Source organism: Embleya sp. NPDC056575, assembly GCF_042793325.1.
Classification (GTDB): domain Bacteria; phylum Actinomycetota; class Actinomycetes; order Streptomycetales; family Streptomycetaceae; genus Embleya.
The window spans coordinates 29297-33611 of the sequence record NZ_JBHTVA010000100.1; the positions used below are offsets into that span (position 1 = coordinate 29297).

Genomic DNA, 4315 nt, shown 5'->3' on the forward strand with positions numbered 1-4315 from the left:
CCCCTCACTCGCCCCCCCCCGGTCTATGGCCGCGGGGCCCCCGCGTGGCCCCCCCGGCCCCCCACCCGGGGGGCACGGGGTGCGGGCGGCGCGGCCCGGTGTACCGGGCGATCGGCCGGATGATCTTCGTGTCCTCGGCCTGCTCCAGGATGTTCGCGCACCACCCGATCACCCGACTCACCGTGAAGGTCGGCGTGAACATGTTCCGGGGAATGCCGCACAGTTCCATCACCACACCCGCGTAGAACTCCACGTTGACGTGCAGTTCCCGCCCCGGCTTCAGCTCGGCAAGGATCTCGGTCACCCGTCGGTGCACCGTGCCGGCGAACTCCACCAGCGCGACGCCCCGCGCGTCGGTGTGCGGGGCGAGTTCGCGGGCCAGCTCGGCCAGCATCACCGCACGCGGGTCCTCGGTGCGGTAGACCGGGTGGCCGAATCCCATGATCCGCTCGCCGTCGGCGATCCTGGGCCGCACCCACGCGTCGACCGCGTCGGGCGAGCCGATCGCGTCCAGCGACTCCAGCGCCCGATCCGGTGCGCCGCCGTGCAGCGGACCGGAGAACGCGCCGATCGCCCCGACCACCGCGGACACCAGGTCGGCCCCCGTCGAGGCGATCACCCGCGCGGTGAACGTGGAGGCGTTGAAGCCGTGGTCGACGGTGGCGATCAGATATCGCTCGATCGCCGCCACCCGCTCGGGTTCGGGCTCCTCCCCGGTCACCAGGTACAGCCAGTCGGCCGCCATGGACAGATCCGCCCGGGGCTCCAACGGCTCGGCTCCGGCCCGGATCCGGTACAGCGCCGCCAGGATCGTCGGGGTCACCGCCCCCACCAGGAGCGCGTCCGCCCGGCGCCGCTCCGGCGAGGACTCCCACAGCGGTGGCGGCGTACGCGCGGCGCCGATCAGCGACAGCGCCGTCCGCAGTCCGGCGAGCGGATCGAAGCGCTCGCCCGCCGTGGCGATGGAGCGCAACACCGGGCGCAGCTCCTCGGGCAACACCCGCAGTCGGGCCAACTCCGACGCGAACGCCGCCCGTTCGTCGGCTTCGGGCAGCCGGCCGTGCACGAACAGGAACCACACGTCCTCGAACGTCCGGGTGTCGGCCAGCTCGATCGCCGAATACTGCCGGTAGTGGTAGAAGCCCTTCGCGCCCTGCACATCGCCCAGTTCGGTGGTGGTGACCACCACCCCCTTCAGCCCCCTGGGTACTTCGATTCCGCCGTCGACGACGACCGACATGACACGCCTCCCGCTTTGCGCACAGTTCCGCTTCGGCCACCTCGAATGTCGTCCCGACGATCAACTATCGTCAATGTTGATTGCCTCAACACGAGCGGAAGGCGGCGACGAAATGGCTGGTCGACGGGCCGTGCCGGGCGACGAAAGTGACCGGGATTACCTGACCACCGCCCAGGTCGCGCAACGATTGGGGGTCAAGCCCGAGACCGTCTACGCCTACGTCAGTCGCGGGCTGCTGACGAGCGTGCGCGAGTCGCGACAGCGCGGCAGCCGGTTCGCCGCCGCGGACGTGGAGGAGTTGGCGAGCCGAGCCGGAGGGCGTCGTGCACGCCCCGCCAACGGCTCGATCGAACGTATCCACACCCGGGTGACCCTGCTCGCCGACGACCGGCTCTACTACCGGGGCCGCGACGTCGCCGAACTCACCGGATATCGCCTGGAGTCGGTGGCGCACTGGTTGTGGCGGGGCGTCGACCTCGCCGAGGTGCCCCCGTTCGAGGCCCCCGCCGGACCGGCCGACCTGGTCCGGCGCACGATGAGCCTGCTGCCGGACACCGCCCGGCTCACCGACCGTATCCGGATGATCGTGGCCGCGGCCGGCACGGCCGATCCGCTGCGCTTCGACCTGTCGGAGCCGGCCGTGGTCCGCGCGGGCGAGGCGCTGCTCGCGATGATCGCGGACACGCTGCCCCCGTGCCCGCGCGCGGCCCCGCCGACCGGGCCTTCCCTCGCGGCGCGGCTGTGGCCGAAACTGACCGCTCGCGCGGCGACCCCCGAGCACATCCGACTGCTGAACGCCGCGCTCGTGCTCAAGGCCGACCACGACCTGGCGGTGTCCACGCTGGCCGCGCGGGTGGCGGCCGGCGCCCGGGCGGACGTGTACGCGGTGGTCTCGGCCGGCCTCGGGGTGTTCGACGGCCGGCATCACGGCGCGGCGATCGGGTTGGCGTACCGCTTCCTGCGCGACGCGCTGGACCCGGCCGGCGGCGGCCCCACCGGCGCGGTCGCCGACCGGTTGCGCGCCGGCGAGCACCTGCCGGGCCTGGGTCATCCGCTCTACGCCGAACACGACCCGCGCGCCGACCTGTTGCTCGGCCTGCTCCGCGAACACGCCCGGCACGACGAGCGGGTCGCCCGGGTGATCCGCGCCGTGGACGCGCTGACCCGCGAACCGGCGGCGCGCGCCGAGGTGTTCCCCAACGCCGACTTGGCGCTGGCCGCGTTGGCGCACGCGATGGAGATGCGGCCGGACGCGGGCGAGGCGGTCTTCGCGATGGCCAGGTCGATCGGCTGGCTGGCCCACGCGATGGAGGAGTACCGACAGCCCGGTCTGCGCTACCGGGCCATCGGCGTCTACACGGGCACCCGTCCGCCGAGCCGCTGAGGCGCGGCGTCGACGGGTCGGCTCACTGTGCCTCGGCCGCGTCGGCGACGGTTTTCAGCCAGTCCTCGACCAGGGCGACCTCCACCCACTGCGGGAACAACTTCTCGGTGAGGAAGCGGTGCACCTCGGGGTCGAGGTCCAGGCAGCCGTCCACGAGCACGGTCAGGCCGAAGTCCAGATCCTGCGCGTGACACAGGGTGTAGAGCACGACACCGCTGGTGGCGATGCCGGCCAGGACGAGGCGGTCGATGTCGCGCGCCCGCAGGACCAGGTCGAGGTCGCTGCCGGAGAACGCGCTGCCGCGTCGTTTGGTGACCACGACGTCGCCCTCGCGGGGCGCGATGGCGGGGTGGATCGCGGTGCCCGGGGCGCCCTCGGTGAACAGCCCCATCGCCGCGGAGTTGGTGAGCACCCGGTTGCGCGGGCTCACCTCCGGCTGCCCCGGCCGCAGCCCGATCACCACGTAGATCACGGACATGCCGGCCGCGCGCGCCCCCTCGATCGCCGCGCCGAGCCGGTCCAGGTATCCGGAGCCGTCGTCGGCCATCTCGACGATCTCCTGCTGTACGTCCATCACAAGCAGTGCGCCGTTGCCCATGCGTATCGTCCCTCCCACCACGGACCGCGCGGCCCGTGAGCCGGCCGACACCGCTCCCCGGCGTCGGGTCGTGCCCCGCTCGGTACAGTACGGGGATGGCAAACCCCAGGGAGCAGATTCTCGCCGAACTCGGCGTGCGGACGGCCGTCGTGCCCAAGGTGGAGATCCGGCGCCGGGTCGACTTCCTCAAGGACTACCTGCGGTCGACGCCGGCCAAGGGCTACGTGCTCGGGATCAGCGGCGGCCAGGACAGCACACTGGCGGGCCGGTTGTGCCAGCTCGCCGCCGAGGAGTTGCGGGCCGAGGGCCGCGAGGCGCGGTTCGTCGCGGTACGGCTGCCCTACGGCGTGCAGGCCGACGAGCACGACGCGCAGATCGCGCTGGGGTTCATCCGGCCCGACCGCGCGGTCACGGTGAACGTCAAGCCGGGCGCCGACGCGGTGGCCGCCGAGGTGGCCCGCGGTCTGGCCGAGTCTGCGGGTGGGGCGTCCGAGCCGGCGGACGGGGAGTCCGAGCTGCGGGACTTCGTGCGCGGCAACCTCAAGGCCCGTGAGCGCATGGTGATCCAGTACGCCATCGCCGGGCAGCTGAACCTGCTCGTGGTGGGCACCGATCATGCCGCCGAGGCGGTGACGGGCTTCTTCACCAAGTACGGCGACGGCGGTGTCGACCTCACCCCGCTGACCGGTCTGACCAAGCGTCAGGGCGCGGCGCTGCTCCAGGAGTTGGGCGCGCCGCCGAGCGTGTGGGAGAAGGTGCCGACCGCCGATCTGGAGGACGACCGGCCCGCGCTGCCCGACGAGGTGGCCTTGGGTCTGACGTACGGTCAGATCGACGAGTACCTGGAGGGCGGCGACGTCGCGCCGGAGGTGGCGGCGCGCCTGGAGTCGACCCATCGCGCGACCCGGCACAAGCGGGCCCAGCCGGTCACGCCCGACGACGACTGGTGGCGCTGACCGCGCGGCGGCGGTTCGTGGAACGACGTCCGGGTCGGCCCGCGTGGGCCGAACCCGTCCTCGGGGTCACACCAGGTCGAACCGGGCCAGCACCAACACCTTTGTGCAGGCGGCGACGAAGTCGGTGACCAACTTCT

At 72.6% G+C, this 4315-nt stretch carries 4 protein-coding genes; 2 read left to right on the forward strand and 2 right to left on the reverse strand.

Going from position 1 to position 4315, the window contains the following annotated elements; translation table 11 throughout:
* Positions 1–4: 4 nt before the first annotated feature.
* On the reverse strand, positions 5–1240 hold the full coding sequence (locus ACFRCG_RS44375) for a citrate/2-methylcitrate synthase (protein WP_380042350.1): 1236 nt from the start codon (positions 1238–1240) through the stop codon (positions 5–7).
* Between the two features lie 112 nt (positions 1241–1352).
* Here ACFRCG_RS44375 and ACFRCG_RS44380 point away from each other — a divergent pair, with 112 nt between their 5' ends.
* Positions 1353–2624 (forward strand): citrate synthase, encoded by a 1272-nt coding sequence (locus ACFRCG_RS44380; protein ID WP_380042351.1) that lies wholly within the window; start codon positions 1353–1355, stop codon positions 2622–2624.
* Between the two features lie 22 nt (positions 2625–2646).
* Here the strand turns inward: ACFRCG_RS44380 and ACFRCG_RS44385 are convergent, their stop codons facing one another.
* A complete protein-coding gene (locus ACFRCG_RS44385; protein WP_380042352.1) occupies positions 2647–3222 on the reverse strand; it encodes a cysteine hydrolase family protein in 576 nt (191 codons plus the stop codon).
* Between the two features lie 95 nt (positions 3223–3317).
* On the opposite strand from ACFRCG_RS44385, the gene nadE reads away from it, so the two are divergent.
* Complete coding sequence (nadE, locus tag ACFRCG_RS44390) at positions 3318–4178, forward strand: ammonia-dependent NAD(+) synthetase (RefSeq protein WP_380042353.1); 861 nt, start codon at positions 3318–3320, stop codon at positions 4176–4178.
* Positions 4179–4315 lie beyond the last annotated feature (137 nt).